Origin of the sequence: [Ruminococcus] torques ATCC 27756 (assembly GCF_000153925.1) — a bacterium.
Lineage (GTDB): Bacteria > Bacillota > Clostridia > Lachnospirales > Lachnospiraceae > Mediterraneibacter > Mediterraneibacter torques.
The window spans coordinates 690,995-710,081 of the sequence record NZ_DS264345.1 but is presented as its reverse complement, the minus strand read 5'-3'; the positions used below and the strand labels follow the sequence as shown (position 1 = coordinate 710,081).

Sequence of the window (19,087 nt, the reverse complement as noted above, 5' to 3'; positions counted from 1 at the left end):
AAGCAACGCGAAGAACCTTACCTGCTCTTGACATCCCGCTGACCGGACGGTAATGCGTCCTTCCCTTCGGGGCAGCGGAGACAGGTGGTGCATGGTTGTCGTCAGCTCGTGTCGTGAGATGTTGGGTTAAGTCCCGCAACGAGCGCAACCCCTATCTTTAGTAGCCAGCGGCCAGGCCGGGCACTCTAGAGAGACTGCCGGGGATAACCCGGAGGAAGGTGGGGATGACGTCAAATCATCATGCCCCTTATGAGCAGGGCTACACACGTGCTACAATGGCGTAAACAAAGGGAAGCGAGACCGCGAGGTGGAGCAAATCCCAAAAATAACGTCTCAGTTCGGATTGTAGTCTGCAACTCGACTACATGAAGCTGGAATCGCTAGTAATCGCGAATCAGAATGTCGCGGTGAATACGTTCCCGGGTCTTGTACACACCGCCCGTCACACCATGGGAGTCAGTAACGCCCGAAGTCAGTGACCCAACCGTAAGGAGGGAGCTGCCGAAGGCGGGACCGATAACTGGGGTGAAGTCGTAACAAGGTAGCCGTATCGGAAGGTGCGGCTGGATCACCTCCTTTCTAAGGAAGAAATAACTTCTTTCGTCTGGAACAATCCAACTAAAACGGAAGAAATAACTTCTTTCGTCTGGAACAATCCAACTAAAACGGAAGAAGAAGTAAAGTGAGTCGTTGTCTATTGTTTAGTCATCAAGGATGACAAAACTTTTTGGTGGCGATGCGTTCAGGGGTAACACCCGTTCCCATCCCGAACACGATGGTTAAGACCTGAACGGCCGATGGTACTGCACTGGAGACGGTGTGGGAGAGTAGGTGGCCGCCAAATCAAAAAAAGAAAAAACGAAGACAGAAACGCTGTCGAAGTTTAGAATAAATACAGGCAGGGATGAGCAACACCTCGTCAAGCCAACCCAATCAGCAGGGCAGTGCTGTTGGAATAACTGGGTTCACCAGTGATTAGAGTTTAAAAGAGATTTTAAGTTCTAATGACTGATGAAAGATCAGTCAAGATGTGTACCTTGAAAACTGCATACAGAGAAAATCAATGATAAGATAAAATATCTAATCAAGACATCCGAGGTAATGTTATTTAACAATTACTATAAAGTTTGAAGAAAACAAACTAAAAATAAATTGGCCTAGAACCAACACATGTAACGCTATACATGTGTGGATAGAAGTTCATTCCCGTGAACAACTATCGTTTGGTTATGCTGATAAGAGCGTATGGTGGATGCCTTGGCACTAAGAGCCGATGAAAGACGTGATAAGCTGCGAAAAGCTTCGGGGAGGGGCAAATACCCATCGATCCGGAGATTTCTGAATGGGGAAACCTAACTGAGCAAACCTCAGTTATCCTGACGCCAATCCATAACGTCAGGAAGGGAACCCGGTGAACTGAAACATCTAAGTAGCCGGAGGAAGAGAAAACAACATGTGATTCTGTGAGTAGCGGCGAGCGAAAACGGAAGAGCCCAAACCGGGATGCGTGCATCCCGGGGTTCGGACCGCGGAATTGATTCAACAAGTTTAGCAGAACAGTTTTGGGAAAGCTGACCAAAGAGGGTGAAAGTCCCGTAAGCGAAAGGCGAGTTGACATGGCGGTATCCAGAGTAGGTCGAGACACGTGGAACCTTGACTGAATATGCGGGGACCACCCCGTAAGGCTAAATACTCCTTAGTGACCGATAGCGCATAGTACTGTGAAGGAAAGGTGAAAAGGACCCCGGGAGGGGAGTGAAAAAGAACCTGAAACCATATGTTTACAAGCTGTGGAACATCTTTATATGATGAACCGCGTACTTTTTGTAGAACGGTCCGGCGAGTTACGCTGGCTGGCGAGGTTAAGCACTGAAGGTGCGGAGCCGAAGGGAAACCAAGTCTGAATAGGGCGAAAGTCAGTCGGAGTAGACCCGAAACCGGGTGATCTATCCATGTCCAGGTTGAAGTTGCCGTAAAAGGCAATGGAGGACCGAACCCACATCCGTTGAAAAGGGTGGGGATGAGGTGTGGATAGGGGAGAAATTCCAATCGAACCCGGAGATAGCTGGTTCTCCTCGAAATAGCTTTAGGGCTAGCCTCATACAAGTCTTGCGGAGGTAGAGCACTGAATTCCTACGGGGGCGTCAAAGCTTACCAAGGGATATCAAACTCCGAATGCCGTGTAGATGATGTATGGGAGTCAGACTATCCGAGATAAGTTGGGTAGTCGAAAGGGAAAGAGCCCAGACCTGCAGCTAAGGCCCCAAAATGTGTGTTAAGTGGAAAAGGATGTGGGATTTCGAAGACAACTAGGATGTTGGCTTAGAAGCAGCCATCCATTAAAAGAGTGCGTAATAGCTCACTAGTCGAGAGGTCCTGCGCCGAAAATGTCCGGGGCTGAAACACACTGCCGAAGCTCAGGGATGAACAGTGATCAATACAGATCAATGCAAGAGGAAAGCTTCTTGATGAAATCAAGAAGATTCCAAAACAGATGAAACAGACTGCTGTTGGTCTGCGTTGATCACTGTTCATCGGTAGAGGAGCATTCTTAAAGAGACGAAGCTGTACCGAAAGGAGCAGTGGATTTTTAAGAAGAGAGAATGCCGGAATGAGTAGCGAGAAAGAGGTGAGAATCCTCTTGGCCGAATATCTAAGGTTTCCAGGGTAAAGCTGATCTGCCCTGGGTAAGTCGGGGCCTAAGGCGAGGTCGAAAGACGTAGTCGATGGATAACAGGTTGAAATTCCTGTACTATCCTGTAACAGAACTGTGGGGACGCAGACAGAGAGCACAAGCCGGGAATGGAAAGACCGGTGCAAGCGAGGTAGGAGTACATCAGGCAAATCCGGTGTGCAATCCGAAGACGTGATGCGGATCGAAAAGAAGTAGAGAAGTGTGTGAGCTGGCTGCCAAGAAAAGCCGCTATTGTTTACAGGATACCCGTACCGTAAACCGACACAGGTGGATGAGGAGAGAATCCTAAGGCCGACGGGAGAAGCATTGTTAAGGAACTCGGCAAAATGACTCCGTAACTTCGGGAGAAGGAGTGCCATGCGAATGGCCGCAGAGAATTGGCCCAAGCAACTGTTTAGCAAAAACACAGGTCTATGCGAAACCGAAAGGTGAGGTATATGGGCTGACGCCTGCCCGGTGCTGGAAGGTTAAGGGGAGAGGTTAGCGCAAGCGAAGCTTTGAACTTAAGCCCCAGTAAACGGCGGCCGTAACTATAACGGTCCTAAGGTAGCGAAATTCCTTGTCGGGTAAGTTCCGACCCGCACGAAAGGCGTAATGATTTGGGCACTGTCTCAACAATGCACCCGGTGAAATTGAAATACCAGTGAAGATGCTGGTTACCTGCGCCAGGACGGAAAGACCCCATGGAGCTTTACTCTAGCTTGATACTGGGATTCGATATTGCATGTACAGGATAGGTGGGAGACTAGGAAGTGGTGACGCCAGTTGCCATGGAGTCAATGTTGGGATACCACCCTTGCAGTATTGGGTTTCTAACCAGCAGCCGTGATCCGGCTGGGGGACAATGTCAGGTGGGGAGTTTGACTGGGGCGGTCGCCTCCGAAAGGGTATCGGAGGCGCTCAAAGGTTCCCTCAGAATGGTTGGAAACCATTCGAAGAGTGCAAAGGCAGAAGGGAGCTTGACTGCGACACCGACGGGTGGAGCAGGTACGAAAGTAGGACTTAGTGATCCGGTGGTATAAAGTGGGATTGCCATCGCTCAACGGATAAAAGCTACCCTGGGGATAACAGGCTTATCACTCCCAAGAGTTCACATCGACGGAGTGGTTTGGCACCTCGATGTCGGCTCATCGCATCCTGGGGCTGTAGTCGGTCCCAAGGGTTGGGCTGTTCGCCCATTAAAGCGGTACGCGAGCTGGGTTCAGAACGTCGTGAGACAGTTCGGTCCCTATCCGGCGTGGGCGTAGGATATTTGAGAGGAGCTGCCCTTAGTACGAGAGGACCGGGGTGGACTGGCCGCTGGTGTATCTGTTGTATTACCAAGTGCATAGCAGAGTAGCCAAGCCGGGAAGGGATAAACGCTGAAGGCATCTAAGCGTGAAGCCCCCCTCAAGATGAGATATCCCATAACGTCAAGTTAGTAAGACCCCTTGAAGACGACGAGGTAGATAGGGCAGAGGTGGAAGTGTGGTAACACATGGAGCTGACTGTTACTAATAGGTCGAGGGCATAACCAAAGCGGAGATAGGCACATGTCGTTGGTTAGCATCTGTGTTTTAGATGCTTATCAAAGACGGTACCCGTAAGGGTAGGATGAAAAAAGATTCTTTGTATGTAGTTTTGAAGGTACACAAAACAAAATATTCCTCCTTAGCTCAGTCGGTAGAGCATTCGGCTGTTAACCGAAGTGTCGTTGGTTCAAGTCCAACAGGGGGAGCTTAGAAAGCCTTATATTACATGTGTAGTATGAGGCTTTTTAGTTCAACAGCCTTGTTTATTATCTGTTTGCAATTTTCCTCTTATTTTTGGAGAAAATATCTTGCAAAATAAACATATATATGATAATATATAAATCGCTGTTAAGGAAAACAGTAAAGTATGGCCCCGTGGTCAAGCGGTTAAGACATCGCCCTTTCACGGCGGTAACACGGGTTCGATTCCCGTCGGGGTCATTTGCAGATTTTTGCAATATGTAAGTATTATGCCGATGTGGCTCAATTGGCAGAGCAGCTGATTTGTAATCAGCAGGTTATCGGTTCAAGTCCGATCATCGGCTTTGTTCCTAAGGGAACAGACATCATTATGGACCTTTAGCTCAGTTGGTTAGAGCAACCGGCTCATAACCGGTCGGTCCTGGGTTCGAGTCCCCGAAGGTCCATTTATGGCCCAGTGGCTCAGTTGGTTAGAGCGCCGCCCTGTCACGGCGGAGGTCGAGAGTTCGAGTCTCTTCTGGGTCGTTTCTCTTATTGATTACCAATAGGAGAAAACAATTTGATAGTTGCCGCAGTGGCGGAACAGGCAGACGCCCGGGACTTAAAATCCCGTGGGTAGTGATACCCGTACCGGTTCGATTCCGGTCTGCGGCATTAGTTAAAAATGGGAGAAACGTTGAATTTACAGCGTTTCTCTTATTTTTTTGTTTTAAAATGTTTGAACACCTTTGAACACTTTATGATGAAATACCAAGATTCTGAAAAGCAAGCCTGTCATTCTTCCGCTTATTGACATTCCGCAAGTAATGCAATGTTGTAGCTGTCTCACTATGTCCCATTAAATAACTAAGGGTTGTAAGATTATTTCCGTCAAAAGCTGTTGAAGCATTGTAAAAGCGGATTTTATGACTGGAATGATAAGGAACACCGGCTTCTTTGCAATATTTCTTCAAACGGCGATTAAAGCTGTCTGTTGTCATAATCTCGCCGTTGGGTTCAAAGACATATATTCCATTTGGATTTAATTCCTTTGCTTTGTGAAGAATTTTAAGTGCTTCGTCTGTAAGGAACTGTTTACGGAATCCATGAGAAGTATTTCCTTTCATTTGATTTACTACTTTTACTTTTCGGCTTGAGAATGTTAAATCATCATTCAATGTACGTTCACAGGTCGCCTGTCTGTGAAGATATACAAGCCTGTTATTGTAGTCAATATCTTCCCAACGGATAGCTTTTGTTTCTCCAACACGGATAAACAGATAGAAAGATAACTGTATTGCAAGAGAATATGGCTCTATGATACACCGAAGATAATTTAATAACTTATGCGTATCATCACGGGAAAATACATTGTCACTTTGTACTTCTACTGGCTTATAGGTAAACTGTTTGAAATTCACATCAGAGACAGGATTATGTGATATAATTTCTTCTTCGATCGCATAACTCATTATTCCATTCAAAACAGAACGGGCATTACTGACTCGCTTGTGCGTGAACTGTCGGTCTTTTGTAGCTTCTCTGAAAAAGCGGATAAGCGTGATTGGTTTGATTTCGCCTATCTTCATTTTAACAAGTTCTGTATCTTTGAAAAATCTATTCCATTCAGATACATATTCTTGAATTGTTTTTGCTTTTACGGAAGTATAATCTCTTTTATACAAAAGCCATTCAGCATATAATTCTTCTAGTGTGACATTCTGACGGTTTTCAGCTTTCTGCTTTTCGATATAAAATCTGATGATTTCTTTTTCAAGGTTCTCTTTACTCTTCCTCTTAACAGGACGGCGTTTGTTAGGTTTGGTTTCATCGGGTAAATAAGTACGCCAGCTTTTTTCTGATTCCGAGTAATAAATTTCATATTTGTGATTCTTCAAGATTTTTTTATTTGCCATAATTTTAAAATCTTTGAAGACTTCATCTGTGGTCATGTTAGCACAGGTGGCTAACGTATTCAATAATGTTATATCTGAAAACGTAACGGGATTATCCATAAGATTCCCCCTTTACGCAAGGATTTTCTTTTTTTATTTTGATGTAGATAACACTGCTGTCCTTTAAGCATGAACCAGTAGATAAGAAAGCGTTGGTATCGTAAATTTGCCTTGTGTATTCTTTCTGAAAGACGATATTTTCTTTTTGTAAGTCATGTAAAATGTCTTCGGTCAGCATGACTTTTGTTTCGTGTGGAACTTTCAGATTTTGAGATTTAAAAAAGGCTTTTTTCTTATGTTCTTTCAAATCAAGGTCTTTTCCAAAATACTTGCTAAGATAACGACCTCTGTTTTCTTTGCTGTCTACATCAATGCGATTGATTTTAATAAATCCATGTGACCATAAATTCTGTAATTTTTCTTTTGCTATATACAGAAAATCAAAGAAAATAACATGATAATGGATTGCTCCACGCTTCTGTTTCTCCCACGTTGCAAGGTATTTTAATAACTGGGTTTTGGTATGGTACAAATAATAATTTAATCGCTGGATAAAATACTTAAATTCTCGGTTAGTTATCAGGATTTCCTGAATGTTTTCTTTAAATGTCAGCGTTACAAATTTTGTTTTGTTATCAAAGTTGCAGTCAACAATACGGGCAATATCCCAACGAGCCTGTTCGTAATGCTTCTGCTTGCGTTTTAAACTGTCATATTGCTTATGAGCTGACATTTCATCAAATTTTTTTCGGTTACTTGTGTCTGTTAAATCTGCCTTTTCTTTCGAGTGAATAAAAATAGGGTTTTCGTAAATATATACTTCTTTTGTAGTAGGAGTTTCAATGATTTTCGTATTGTATGCAAAACACTCTTTTGTTTTGCTCACGAATCTCACCTCATATCCCAATTTTTGTAATGAATGTTCCGATTGTTTTCGGAAGATGTTGTTTTATATATCAAGTATAGAGGTCAGCCAGTTCAGCACCTATGACGTTGTCCGGCACTGACTGGCTGACATAGTAGGGAAATTATTTCATTCCCACTTTTCTGATATTGGAAGCTTCTGCTTTGACAGAAAGACGTCCATTATAGAGACTAGAGCTTGATTTCCAAGGTGGTAGGCGTACCATTGATTTTGTTATGTTCATTTTCAATGTCTTTGATTAATCCATCAATTTTCCAACATTTGTAAACAATTACAGTCAATTCAGTATCTCTGGTATCTGCACTGCTAAAGGATATGCTGTTAGTAATATGATAGTCCGGCAGTCTAAGATAATTATAGAGAACGGTCAGTAAACAGAGCATTGTGATTGTTGCTATGATTTTCTTTTTCATGTACATACCTCTTTTGTGTTATTAACAAGGGACTGACTGTATAGTACCTCACTATATAGTGAATTACTACATAAAGATTTAATAAATATACTTTATGTAGAGGTGCGGAACATGAATTATGGACATTTAGAATTAAGAATAGAAGAACTGTTACAAGAAAAAGGTATCAGTAAGAATATGATTTGTAAGGAACTCGATATCCCAAGGTCAAATTTCAATAGATATTGCAGAAATGAATTTCAAAGACTGGACGCAAATTTAATCTGTAAACTATGCAACTATTTTGAATGTGAAATTGGTGAGTTAATTCGATATGTAAAAGAATAAAGTGATAAATGGGTATGCGGAAATAAAAAATATTCGCATACCTTTTTAATTGAATATTTTATAAAATGGAATTATACTGTGTATAACATGAAACAGACAAATCGGTATTTAAGGAGGTGCTTATAAATGAAATTAGTAGATTTAGCAACAGGTCCTGATTGGATAGTGTGGATTGTCTTTGTGATATTTGCTGTATTTTCTATTATTTTACTTTCTGGACACGGGAGTTGGTTTATTTCCGGATATAATACGGCTTCAAAAGAAGAAAAGGAAAAATATGATGAAAAGAAGTTATGCAGAACAATAGGAATTGGAATGTCTATTATAGCAATTCTTGCATTGACAATGGGCTTGCTTGAAAATATTTTGCCTGCATTTTTTGTATATATTGCATTGGGGATTATTTTGGTTGATGTCGTAGTAATTATCATTTTAGGAAATACACTATGCAGAAAGTAACAACTTTTTAGTTTGTATGCGACAAACGTTTGAACACTTTTTGAACACCGCAACCGTGATGAAGTCCTCAAAGCCCCTTTCTATCAGTATTTGTGATTGCTTAAAACGGTTCGATTCCGGTCTGCGGCATTGATTAAAAGTAGGAGGAACGCTGAATTTACAGCGTTTCTCTTATTTTTTTACTTCAAAAAGTTTGAAACACCTTTGAACACTTTTTCTTGTGTCTTAAATTTATTTAAACTATACGGGATAGGAGTTAAGTTAATTGAATATATATAACGGAATTTTGTATTAAGAGCAGACAACACAAAATATTTCGTATAAGTATTTAATCTAGAATATGAGCAATGGAGGAACCTATAGTATCTATGTTGATCCGAATCCCACAATTTAACCTTTCAATAAGATTGACTATATAGAACAGAAAATCATTACCGGTAAAATGGAAATATCTAAAGCAGATTTTCCTTGCCTGCAGAGGATAGAAAACATAAATACAGTATGCTAAAATGAAAGTAACAAACCAGAAACTGAGGAGATAAAGAATGTTTGTCAGAGGATATCAGATGTCGGACTGTAAAGAAATTACAGAGCTGTTTTATAATACGGTTCATACAATAAATGCGAAAGATTATACAAAAGAACAATTAGATGTGTGGGCAACAGGTCAAGCGGATTTAGAAAAATGGAATCAGTCACTTCAAGAGCACTATAGTATAGTTGCTATAGATAACAAAATCATCGTAGGCTTTGGCGACATAGATAAAGACGGTTATCTTGACCGCTTGTTTGTTCATTCTAATTATCAAGGAAAAGGGGTTGCAACAGCTATTTGTAACCAACTGGAACAAGCGGTTGATGGAAAAATTACAACTTATGCTTCTATTACAGCAAAACCATTTTTTGAAAAACGAGGGTATAAAGTTGTAAAGGAACGACAGGTAGAACGACAAGGAATTTTTCTTACAAATTATGTGATGATAAAGGAACAATAAATCTTGAATTTATAAATCGAAAAGGGAATTTATGAAAAAAATTAGTTTATTTATTGCAATGAGCCTTGACGGATATATTGCAGACAGCAAAGGCAGTGTTGAGTGGCTGACTGGACAGGGCAATGATGAGGATAATATTGATTCATATTCTGAATTTGTGAAAGACATAGATACCGTTGTAATGGGTTGGAATACTTATCATCAAATTGTTACAGAGCTTTCACCAGAAGATTGGGTTTATGACGATTTTACAACCTATGTTGTGACACACAAGCAAAAAAAGTCTTCCGACAAAATCCATTTTGTCAACAAAAACCCAGTTGAACTGATAAAAGAGCTACGAAAAGAAAACGGAAACGGAATTTGGATATGTGGCGGTGCAAACTTAATCCAACAGTTGGTTAGAGCAGATATAATAGATTGTTATTATATAACCGTCATTCCAACAATTTTAGGATCAGGTATTCGACTTTTTGAAAAAGCTGACCATGAAATTAAGTTGAGGCTGCTAAAAACACAGTCATATAATGGCATGATGGATTTAATCTATGCAAAAAGATAAATCCCAGTTTGCGAGGTAAAGCGTATGGAAAAATTGATAGCAATGGTGATCTGTACAATTCTTGTAGTTGCATTGGTTGGCTGTAGTACTTCAAAGGATGGGAATTATCCTGCAACAATAATGGTAAATGGAACAAATTTCTATTCAACCAACAATGCGGTTGCTGTTGAAGTGGATGATAGTGTTATTCAATACACAACTTCCTATGCGGAGAATGGTGTTCCTAAAAAGGATGGAGAAGCAAATTTTAATAAAGATACCGGAACGCCATACGCAATTCTTGAAGATGGTATGGTAGTAGTGCTTATTGATAATGAATGGATAGAGTTCCAAAGCAAAGTAAGCAGAAAAGTTCTAGTTTAATTGAAAAAATTTGAATGTGAGAGGTGCATATAAGTGAAACCGAAGAAAGCCAGAAAACTCATTTATTTTCTGTACATTATTGGATTTATTTTAATACTACTTAGCTACAAGCGTATAATGTTTTTGCCAATTGGTGTGATTGTAGCAGGTTCGTCTGTTGTGCCTAATTTACTTTTTTACAAGTGTCCGCATTGCGGAAAACATCTTGGAAGTAATGGTGGTGATTTTTGTCAATACTGCGGAAAGAGTATTGATAATTAAAGTCCAGTTAGTGTTGAGATGAAAAGAGCTATCTAAATAGGTTTGGAGTTAGGAGATGATGTCAAGCAATTCCCTATATTACTTCCGGGGCAAGTGAAACTATTAAGCTTGAAAAGGGTAAGTGGTATCGTGTTGAAACAGGAAAAGATCTTACAATGAGTATAGTAAATGTTCGTATAGAATAATAAATGTCAATAGAAATTCGTTCTTCGGTTTTTTATATTGTATATTATATAAAATTGCATTATATTACTATAGTAATCAAGTAAATTAGATTTTAAGGAGCGATAACTTTTTATAACAGGTAGGTTGTGAATGGAGGAAATCTGTATGATTATCGAAGGTAATGAAAAAGAAATAGAGGCAATGGAACAATTTCACAAAGGAAACCGACAGGAAGGACTGCGGTTACAAGAAGAATTCGCAGCTGCATTCAGAGAGGAATATAAAGATAAAGATCATTGTCCTTGCAAGAAAGCCTGCCGCTATCATGGAAATTGTAAAGAGTGTGTTGCGATACATAGAGCACATCAAGAACATGTACCAAATTGTATGAGACCTATTATTAATGCAAAGATAAAGCTGTTATCTGAATTAACAGAGCATACGATCGCAGAGGAAATCGAAGCTCCGCATGAGATACTTTTTTCAGATTTAGGGTAACAGATTTTATAACAGTAGCGGGTGAAGCAAATCCCCCTGCTTTAGCTGTGGGGAGTGTCAAAACAGCAGTGAGAGAAAATAGAAGTTGCTTTATAATAGCAGCGAGAGAAAACAGAAGTTGCTAGGGGGAAGAATAATGAAGATTGAACATATCGCAATGTATGTAAATGATTTAGAAAGTGTTAGAGATTTTTTCGTTAAATACTTTGGCGCTGTATGTAATGACGGTTATTATAACTCAAAAACAGGTTTTCGATCGTACTTTCTTTTGTTTGATGATGGAGCAAGGCTTGAGATCATGAACAAACCTCAGATGGAGGACGAAGTAAAATCGCCGGTGAGGACAGGATATATTCATATAGCATTTAGTGTTGGAAGTAAAGAGAAAGTGGATTTTTTGACACGGCAAATGCAAGAAGATGGATATGAGGTTGTGAGTGGTCCAAGAACAACAGGAGATGGGTATTACGAAAGCTGTATTATAGGGATAGAAGGGAATCAAATTGAAATTACAGTTTGACAAAATATTTTTAAAGCGTTGAAAAAAATTATTGAGGTAAATTTTTATTTATCTCAAATACTATATAAAATTATAGAAAGGGAAACTGCTATGATATTAGAAAATAAACTCGGCATTACCGATTCTGTAGAATTAGCCAAAGCTGAAGAAAAAATCAGCAAAAAAAGAGCAATAGAACTTTTTGAAAGCGGCTATTTGAATTATCTTAAGCCGGGAACTTTTAAATCACTTGCTGAAATACACAAATATTTATTTGGTCCGATTTATGGTTTTGCCGGACAGATAAGAACTGTTAATATTTCAAAAGGTAATTTTCGTTTTGCTCCGATTATGTATTTAGAAGCAGCTCTTGAAAATATCGAAAAAATGCCTCAATCAACATATGATGAAATTATAGAAAAATATGTGGAAATGAATATTGCACATCCTTTTCGTGAGGGAAACGGCAGAAGTACAAGAATTTGGCTTGATTTGATTTTAAAAAAAGAATTAGGTCAGGTAATCGATTGGAGCCGTGTAGATAAAGAGGACTATCTTTCTGCCATGGAACGCAGTCCTGTTAAAGATATTGAAATCAAACATATATTAAAGCAGGCGCTGACGAACAGAATCAATGACCGTGAGGTTTATATGAAAGGTATCGATCACAGTTATTATTACGAAGGCTATTCCACATTTAAGATAAGTGATTTGTAATTAAAATATTTCTATCAATGGCAGAAGTTAATATAAAGAACTGCCGTTGCAAGTCGTTCTCTAAGTAAAATTCAAAGGAGAATCGATTGTGAAGAGAGTGGCAAGCGAAAGAAACCTATTTGCAAAGATAACCTGAGCTTGCTGCTCTAAATTATTGTTTACGGATTGAACGGAAAGATTATGAAAAAAACAGTTGACAAATTATTTTTTAGTGTTATACTTTGAAAGTCAAAATATTTAAGAATCAAATAAAATATGACGGAGAAGAAAAATGATAGGAAGAGTTTATGGAACGGGATCGTATTTACCGATTCGGACAGTAAGCAATGATGAACTATCGCATGTCATGGAGACGTCGGATGAATGGATACGAGAACGAACCGGAATCAGATTCCGGCATGTGGCATTAGAAGAGACAACATCAGACATGGCGGCGGAGGCTGCGGCCCGGGCGTTGAAAAACGGAGAAGTAAATGCGGATGAGATCGAATTGATCTTAACTGCGACATCTTCTTCGGATGTGATTTATCCATCGGCTGCGTGTATTGTTCAAAAGAGAATCGGCGCCCAGAACGCGTTGGCATTTGATCTGAACGGAGCTTGTTCGGGATTTGTGATTGCTTTCAATACAGCGCAGGCATATATTCGCGCAGGAATCTATAAAACGATTCTTGTAGTCGGCGCAGAAAGCATGAGTCGCCTTGTGGATTGGAGTGACAGGAGCACATCTGTATTATTCGGCGACGGCGCAGGCGCGCTGATACTGAAAGCGGAAGAAGGTGATCATTATTGGCAGACAGGTCATTCTGACGGCACGAAAGATTTTGTGCTGACATTAAGATCAAAAAGTCTGTTTGAAGAACAGGATGATAATCCAAAAGATGTCTTATCAAAAAGTGATGAAGGATCGTCAGTGGAAGAACACGATGACGTAAGTAAAAATGCAGAAGATATCAGCCGGAAAAAGAAAAGTCATAAAACAGGAATTTGCATGGATGGGCAGGAAGTATTTAAATTTGCGGTCAGAAAAGTACCGGAGCTGACAGAAGAGCTTTTAGAAAAGTCGGGACTGAAAATTGCAGATATTGATTTTTTTATTTTGCATCAGGCGAATGAAAGGATTGTGAAAGCGGCGGCAAAGAAATTAAAAGTCGATATGAGCCGTTTTCCGATAAATATGGAAAATTATGCAAATACATCTGCCGCATCGATTCCGATCCTTTTGGATGAACTTGTTCAAACGGGAAGATTGAGAAAAGGTCAAAAAATATTGCTTGCCGGATTTGGCGCAGGGCTGACATGGGCTGGAAGTATTTTAGAATGGTAAATCTCTTTGAGAGATCAAACGAAAACAAATTGTGGATAAAAAATAAAGTAAAAGAGAAAAGAAAGGAAGAAATTATCATGACAGAGAGAATGAAAGAAATCGTAGCAGAGGCATTGAATGTAGAAATCGAAACTTTAAAAGAGGACACATCATTTAAAGAAGATTTGGGGGCAGATTCACTTGATCTTTTTGAATTGGTGATGGCGTTTGAGGAAGAATTCGGAGTAGAGATTCTTTCCGAAGATCTGGAAAAGATCACAACGATCAAAGATGCGGCGGCATATATGGAGGCTCACAAAGAGTAAAAAATAAAAAACCGGATATAAAAAATGAAAATAGAAACAAAGAGGCCGATAATAAAAAAGAAAAAAGTATCAGGAGAAAGTATTGTCAAAATGAAAACAGAAATAACGGAACTTTTGGGAATTGAATATCCGATCATTCAGGGCGGGATGGCATGGGTTGCAGAATATCATCTGGCAGCGGCAGTATCCGAGGCAGGCGGTCTGGGAATTATCGGAGCGGCAAGCGCTCCTCCTGAATGGGTGAGAGATCAGATACAAAAGGCAAAGAAGATGACAGATAAACCTTTCGGAGTCAACATTATGCTTATGAGTCCGTATGCAGATGAAATTGCAAAGGTAATTGTGGAAGAAAAGGTAAAAGTTGTTACAACAGGAGCCGGTTCTCCGGAAAAATATATGCAGATGTGGAAAGAAGCGGATGTAAAAGTGATTCCGGTTGTTGCGTCTGTTGCACTTGCAAAGAGAATGGAACGCTGTCATGCCGATGCGGTTGTCGCAGAAGGAACGGAAGCAGGAGGGCATATCGGAGAGGCATCAACAATGACTCTTGTACCGCAAGTTGTCGATGCGGTAAAGATTCCTGTCATTGCGGCAGGAGGAATTGCAGATGGAAGAGGGATTGCGGCTGCATTTATGCTCGGAGCAAAAGGAGTTCAGATGGGAACGGCATTTATCGTAACAGAGGAATGTCAGGTTCATGAGAATTATAAAAATGAAATTATAAGGGCAAGAGATATCGATTCAAAAGTTACCGGAAGATCATGCGGACATCCGGTGCGGACGCTTAGAAATCAGATGACGAAACTGTATCTGCAAAAAGAAAAAGAGGGCGCGTCTTTTGAAGAGCTGGAAGCATTGACACTTGGCGGTTTAAAAAAAGCAGTCGTTGAAGGTGACGTAAAAAACGGAAGCCTGATGGCAGGACAGTCGGCAGGACTTGTCACAGAGAAGATGACATGTGAAATGCTGATCCGAAAGTTAGTAAAAGGAACAGAAAAACAAATCAGAGGAAGTGTATTTTATGAGTAAGACTGCATTTATTTTTCCGGGTCAGGGCGCACAGACAGCCGGAATGGGAAAAGATTTCTATGAGAACAGCAGGACGGCAAAAGACATATTTGATATGGCGTCTGAATTATTGTCGCTTGATATGCGGAAGTTGTGTTTTGAGAAAAATGATCTTCTTGATAAGACAGAATATACACAGGCGGCTTTGGTAACTGTCAGTATGGCAGCAGAGCATGTATTAAGAGAATGGGGGATGACTGCGGACGTTACAGCGGGATTGAGCTTAGGCGAATATTGCGCGGCAGCATCGGCAGGAGCATTTTCTACAGAAGACGCAGTTCTGATGGTGAGAAAACGCGGGATTTTTATGGAAGAAGCCGTTCCCGCAAACAAAGGGGCGATGGCGGCTGTAATCGGACTTACAGGCGCTCGGACAGAAGAAGTATTGGAAAAGATTCCGAATGTATGGATCGCAAATTATAACTGTCCCGGTCAGTTGGTGATCACAGGAGAAAAAAGCGCAGTGGAAACAGCGGGAAGTAGCCTGAAAGAAGCAGGAGCAAAGAGAGTTATTTTATTGAATGTGAGCGGTCCGTTTCATTCTCCGATGATGGAAACTGCAGGACAACAGCTTGCGCGTGTTTTGGAGAATGTCAGGCTGAATCAACCGGTCATTCCTTATGTATCGAATGTGACTGCGGATTTTGTGGGAGAAACAGGAGAGATTAAGGATCTTTTGATACGGCAGGTATCATCTCCTGTGAGATGGCAGCAAAGTGTGGAAAAACTGATCGCCGCAGGGGTAGATACATTTGTGGAGATCGGACCGGGAAAGACATTGTCTGGATTTATACGGCGGATTGACAGAAATGTAAAATGTTTCAATGTCGGTACATGGGAAGAAGCAGAAAAAGCGGCAGAACAGTTATGTTAAAGCGACAGAAAGTGGAAGGAAAATGATGTTAAAAGGGAAAATTGCAGTTGTAACCGGGGCATCCCGGGGGATCGGCAGAGCGATCGCGGTGAAACTTGCGGCAGAAGGCGCAGTCGTGATCATTAATTATAACAGGTCGAAAGACGAAGCTGAAAAAGTAAAAGAGCAGATTGAAGCGTCGGGAGGACAGGTAAAACTGATTCAGTGTAACGTAGCTTCTTTTGAATCATGCGAAAAGATGTTTGAAGAGGTTATGAAAGAGTTTGGAAGAATTGATATTCTTGTCAACAATGCGGGAATTACAAAAGACGGTTTGCTTATGAAGATGTCGGAAGATGATTTTGATGCGGTCGTAGATACAAACTTAAAGGGGGCGTTTCACTGTATACGCTTTGTTTCAAGAGCAATGATACGTCAAAGAAGCGGAAGGATCATTAATATCTCTTCGGTGTCCGGGGTACTTGGAAATGCAGGTCAGGCAAATTATGCCGCATCTAAGGCAGGGGTGATCGGTCTGACAAAATCAGCGGCGAGAGAACTTGCAGGAAGGAAAATTACAGTAAATGCAGTCGCGCCCGGATTTATCCGGACGGAAATGACAGCGGTTCTTTCGGAAAAAGTGAAAGAAAAGGCAGTTCTGCAAATTCCGATGGAGCGATTCGGAGAGGCGGAAGATGTGGCGCAGGCTGTTGCGTTTCTTGCATCAGAGCAGGCCGGATACATTACCGGGCAGGTGCTTTGCGTAGACGGAGGCATGGCGATGTAATTATAATCGCTCCGCTTGAAAAGGAGGAAGTATGAAGAGAAGAGTTGTTGTAACCGGTCTTGGAGCTGTTACTCCGATCGGAAATACAGTGGATGTTTTTTGGGATGAGATTAAAAAAGGAACTGTCGGAATCGGACCGATCACTCAATTTGACGTTTCTGATTATAAAGTGAAGATCGCAGCGCAGGTAAAAGGATTTGATGCAAGAGAACGGCTTGATTTTAAATCTGCAAAACGAATGGAATTGTTTACACAATACGCGGCGGCAGCAGCGAAAGAGGCGTTTGAAGATGCCGGAATCGACATGGAAAAGGAAGATCCTTACAGGGCAGGCGTGATCGTCGGATCCGGTGTGGGAAGCTTAAAATGTGTGGAAGATAATTATGAGACGATCCTAAAGAAAGGGCCGAACAGAGTTCATCCGCTGATGGTTCCGCTGATGATTTCAAATATGGCGGCGGGAAATATTTCGATCCGGCTTGGACTTCGGGGAAAATGCACAAATGTCGCGACGGCATGCGCCTCCGGTTCACATTGTATCGGAGATGCTTTTCGGGCAATTCAGTATGGTGATGCAGATATCATGGTTGCAGGAGGAGCGGAGAGCGCGATCTCTCCGACAGGTCTGGCAGGATTCACGGCGCTTACGGCGCTTTCTACATCAGAAGATCCGACTTGTGCATCAAGACCGTTTGACAAAGACAGAGATGGATTTGTCTTGGGAGAAGGAGCAGGCATTATTGTTTTGGAAGAACTGGAACATGCGAAGGCAAGGGGCGCAAAAATATACGCAGAGCTTGCAGGGTACGGAGCAACGGCGGACGCATGGCACATCACATCACCGGCAGAAGACGGAGAGGGCGCCGCAATGGCGATGAAGCTTGCAATGCGGGAAGCAGGCGTACGGGCAGAGCAGATCGACTATATTAATGCACATGGAACAAGCACGCATCACAACGATCTGTTTGAGACAAGAGCAATACGCAGCGCACTTGGAAGCGCGGCAGATCAGGTTGTCGTTAACTCAACGAAATCGATGATCGGTCATCTTCTCGGAGCGGCAGGCGGAGTTGAGTTTATCGTATGTGTAAAAAGCATTCAGGATGGATACATTCATCAGACAATGGGAACAAAAAATGTCGATCCCGAATGTGATCTAAATTATGCGGTAGGCTCACCGGTCAAGAAGGATGTAAACTATGTATTGACAAACTCACTGGGATTCGGAGGTCATAACGCTTCTCTTCTCGTGAAAAAATATGAAGATTAAGGCGGGGTGCAAAAATGAAGACAGAACAGATCCTTCAGTTGGTAGAAGCTGTGTCGGGATTCGGATTGGACGAATTTGAATACGAAGAAGACGGAGTAAAGCTGAAGTTGAAAAAAGGCGGAAACGTCTGCACATCAGTATCGGCAGAAACGGCAGGAAGAACAAAGACAGAAGCGGAGATTGCAAGAACAGAAGAAAATGCGGAAGTCTTATTAGAAGGCAAAATAGTGAAAGCTCCGCTTGTCGGAATTTTCTATGCGTCGCCGGAAGAAGGAGGAACTCCTTTCGTGCAGGCAGGAGACAAAGTAGAAAAGGGAACGGTTCTCGGGATCGTGGAAGCGATGAAGCTTATGAATGAGATCGAAAGTGATTTTGAGGGAACGATAGAAGAGGTTCTTGTCGAAAACGGAGCGGCGGTAGAATACGGACAGCCTCTTTTTGTCATCAAATAAAGAACGATACAAAAACGGCATAGTAAAAATATCAGGGAGGCAGAGTACGGAGATGGAAAGAGAGACAAAGAAAAGCTTAAATATAGAACAGATCCAGCAGATCATCCCGCACAGGCATCCGTTTTGCCTGATCGACAGGATCGAAGATTATGAACCGGGGGAATTTGCCATAGGCTATAAAGCGGTAACATATACGGAAGAATTTTTTAAAGGCCATTTCCCGAATAAACCGGTTATGCCGGGGGTACTTATTGTAGAAGCGCTTGCACAAACAGGAGCAGTGGCGATTTTAAGTACGCCGGAAAATAAAGGAAAGATTGCATTTTTCGGAGGAATACAAAACTGCCGGTTTAAAGGAATGGTATTTCCTGGCGACGTGTTGAGATTAGAGACAAAGATTATTCGTCAAAAAGGTCCGGTAGGAATCGGAAAAGCGGTTGCAAGTGTGGACGGTAAAGTAGTAGTAAGCGCAGAATTGACGTTTATGGCAGGAGAATAGA

General features: G+C 41.5%; 19 protein-coding genes, 6 tRNA genes and 3 rRNA genes. 25 read left to right on the top strand and 3 right to left on the bottom strand.

Annotated features, from left to right (window positions below):
* The 9 genes from RUMTOR_RS04645 to RUMTOR_RS04605 all read left to right on the top strand — a co-directional run.
* Positions 1-579, top strand: a 16S ribosomal RNA gene (locus tag RUMTOR_RS04645); the annotation flags it as partial.
* A gap of 147 nt (positions 580-726) precedes the next feature.
* Positions 727-844: ribosomal RNA gene (gene rrf, locus RUMTOR_RS04640) — 5S ribosomal RNA — on the top strand.
* Between the two features lie 381 nt (positions 845-1,225).
* A 23S ribosomal RNA gene (locus RUMTOR_RS04635) occupies positions 1,226-4,212 on the top strand.
* 127 nt (positions 4,213-4,339) lie between these two features.
* Positions 4,340-4,412 (top strand) — tRNA-Asn (locus RUMTOR_RS04630).
* 163 nt (positions 4,413-4,575) lie between these two features.
* Positions 4,576-4,647, top strand: a tRNA-Glu gene (locus tag RUMTOR_RS04625).
* Between the two features lie 31 nt (positions 4,648-4,678).
* A tRNA-Thr gene (locus RUMTOR_RS04620) sits at positions 4,679-4,751 on the top strand.
* A 28-nt stretch (positions 4,752-4,779) separates the two neighbouring features.
* Positions 4,780-4,853: transfer RNA gene (locus RUMTOR_RS04615), tRNA-Ile, on the top strand.
* A 5-nt stretch (positions 4,854-4,858) separates the two neighbouring features.
* A tRNA-Asp gene (locus RUMTOR_RS04610) sits at positions 4,859-4,932 on the top strand.
* A gap of 43 nt (positions 4,933-4,975) precedes the next feature.
* A tRNA-Leu gene (locus tag RUMTOR_RS04605) sits at positions 4,976-5,061 on the top strand.
* An 83-nt stretch (positions 5,062-5,144) separates the two neighbouring features.
* Here RUMTOR_RS04605 and RUMTOR_RS04600 read toward each other — a convergent pair.
* From RUMTOR_RS04600 to RUMTOR_RS04590, 3 genes are all read right to left on the bottom strand, one after another.
* Positions 5,145-6,302, bottom strand: coding sequence for a tyrosine-type recombinase/integrase (locus RUMTOR_RS04600; RefSeq protein ID WP_226861802.1), 1,158 nt, complete (start codon positions 6,300-6,302; stop codon positions 5,145-5,147).
* A gap of 91 nt (positions 6,303-6,393) precedes the next feature.
* Positions 6,394-7,227: a rolling circle replication-associated protein gene (locus tag RUMTOR_RS04595; protein WP_009320000.1), complete on the bottom strand. Its 834-nt coding sequence runs from the start codon at positions 7,225-7,227 to the stop codon at positions 6,394-6,396.
* 209 nt (positions 7,228-7,436) lie between these two features.
* Positions 7,437-7,679 carry a hypothetical protein gene (locus RUMTOR_RS04590; RefSeq protein WP_004845966.1) on the bottom strand — a complete coding sequence of 81 codons (243 nt, stop codon included), beginning with the start codon at positions 7,677-7,679 and terminating at the stop codon, positions 7,437-7,439.
* 111 nt (positions 7,680-7,790) lie between these two features.
* Between RUMTOR_RS04590 and RUMTOR_RS04585 the strand changes: the two genes are divergently transcribed.
* From RUMTOR_RS04585 to fabZ, 16 genes are all read left to right on the top strand, one after another.
* Entirely contained in the window at positions 7,791-8,006 is a 216-nt protein-coding gene (locus tag RUMTOR_RS04585) for a helix-turn-helix domain-containing protein (protein ID WP_004845965.1), read from the top strand.
* 126 nt (positions 8,007-8,132) lie between these two features.
* A complete protein-coding gene (locus tag RUMTOR_RS04580; protein WP_004845964.1) occupies positions 8,133-8,465 on the top strand; it encodes a DUF3784 domain-containing protein in 333 nt (110 codons plus the stop codon).
* Between the two features lie 545 nt (positions 8,466-9,010).
* Positions 9,011-9,460: a GNAT family N-acetyltransferase gene (locus tag RUMTOR_RS04575; RefSeq protein WP_004845963.1), complete on the top strand. Its 450-nt coding sequence runs from the start codon at positions 9,011-9,013 to the stop codon at positions 9,458-9,460.
* A gap of 31 nt (positions 9,461-9,491) precedes the next feature.
* Positions 9,492-10,022: a dihydrofolate reductase family protein gene (locus RUMTOR_RS04570; protein ID WP_004845962.1), complete on the top strand. Its 531-nt coding sequence runs from the start codon at positions 9,492-9,494 to the stop codon at positions 10,020-10,022.
* Positions 10,023-10,046: 24 nt separating this feature from the next.
* Positions 10,047-10,385, top strand: coding sequence for a hypothetical protein (locus RUMTOR_RS04565; protein ID WP_004845961.1), 339 nt, complete (start codon positions 10,047-10,049; stop codon positions 10,383-10,385).
* Between the two features lie 591 nt (positions 10,386-10,976).
* Positions 10,977-11,309, top strand: coding sequence for a hypothetical protein (locus RUMTOR_RS04560; RefSeq protein WP_009243638.1), 333 nt, complete (start codon positions 10,977-10,979; stop codon positions 11,307-11,309).
* A gap of 136 nt (positions 11,310-11,445) precedes the next feature.
* Entirely contained in the window at positions 11,446-11,829 is a 384-nt protein-coding gene (locus RUMTOR_RS04555) for a VOC family protein (RefSeq protein ID WP_004845959.1), read from the top strand.
* Positions 11,830-11,919: 90 nt separating this feature from the next.
* The gene (gene fic, locus RUMTOR_RS04550; protein ID WP_004845958.1) at positions 11,920-12,525 is read left to right on the top strand and encodes a protein adenylyltransferase Fic; all 606 of its coding nucleotides are present in this window, start codon (positions 11,920-11,922) and stop codon (positions 12,523-12,525) included.
* A gap of 271 nt (positions 12,526-12,796) precedes the next feature.
* On the top strand, positions 12,797-13,852 hold the full coding sequence (locus tag RUMTOR_RS04545; protein ID WP_004845957.1) for a beta-ketoacyl-ACP synthase III: 1,056 nt from the start codon (positions 12,797-12,799) through the stop codon (positions 13,850-13,852).
* A gap of 77 nt (positions 13,853-13,929) precedes the next feature.
* Positions 13,930-14,157: an acyl carrier protein gene (acpP, locus tag RUMTOR_RS04540; RefSeq protein ID WP_207634928.1), complete on the top strand. Its 228-nt coding sequence runs from the start codon at positions 13,930-13,932 to the stop codon at positions 14,155-14,157.
* 90 nt (positions 14,158-14,247) lie between these two features.
* Entirely contained in the window at positions 14,248-15,186 is a 939-nt protein-coding gene (fabK, locus tag RUMTOR_RS04535; RefSeq protein ID WP_009321339.1) for an enoyl-[acyl-carrier-protein] reductase FabK, read from the top strand.
* Entirely contained in the window at positions 15,179-16,099 is a 921-nt protein-coding gene (fabD, locus tag RUMTOR_RS04530) for an ACP S-malonyltransferase (RefSeq protein WP_004845954.1), read from the top strand. The genes fabK and fabD overlap by 8 nt, the downstream gene beginning before the upstream one ends.
* 25 nt (positions 16,100-16,124) lie before the next feature.
* Positions 16,125-16,865 (top strand): 3-oxoacyl-[acyl-carrier-protein] reductase, encoded by a 741-nt coding sequence (fabG, locus tag RUMTOR_RS04525; protein ID WP_009243634.1) that lies wholly within the window; start codon positions 16,125-16,127, stop codon positions 16,863-16,865.
* 31 nt (positions 16,866-16,896) lie between these two features.
* The gene (gene fabF / locus RUMTOR_RS04520) at positions 16,897-18,135 is read left to right on the top strand and encodes a beta-ketoacyl-ACP synthase II (RefSeq protein ID WP_004845952.1); all 1,239 of its coding nucleotides are present in this window, start codon (positions 16,897-16,899) and stop codon (positions 18,133-18,135) included.
* Positions 18,136-18,149: 14 nt separating this feature from the next.
* Positions 18,150-18,587 (top strand): acetyl-CoA carboxylase biotin carboxyl carrier protein, encoded by a 438-nt coding sequence (gene accB / locus RUMTOR_RS04515; RefSeq protein ID WP_004845951.1) that lies wholly within the window; start codon positions 18,150-18,152, stop codon positions 18,585-18,587.
* 52 nt (positions 18,588-18,639) lie between these two features.
* Complete coding sequence (gene fabZ, locus RUMTOR_RS04510) at positions 18,640-19,086, top strand: 3-hydroxyacyl-ACP dehydratase FabZ (protein ID WP_004845950.1); 447 nt, start codon at positions 18,640-18,642, stop codon at positions 19,084-19,086.
* The last annotated feature ends 1 nt before the right edge of the window (position 19,087 follow it).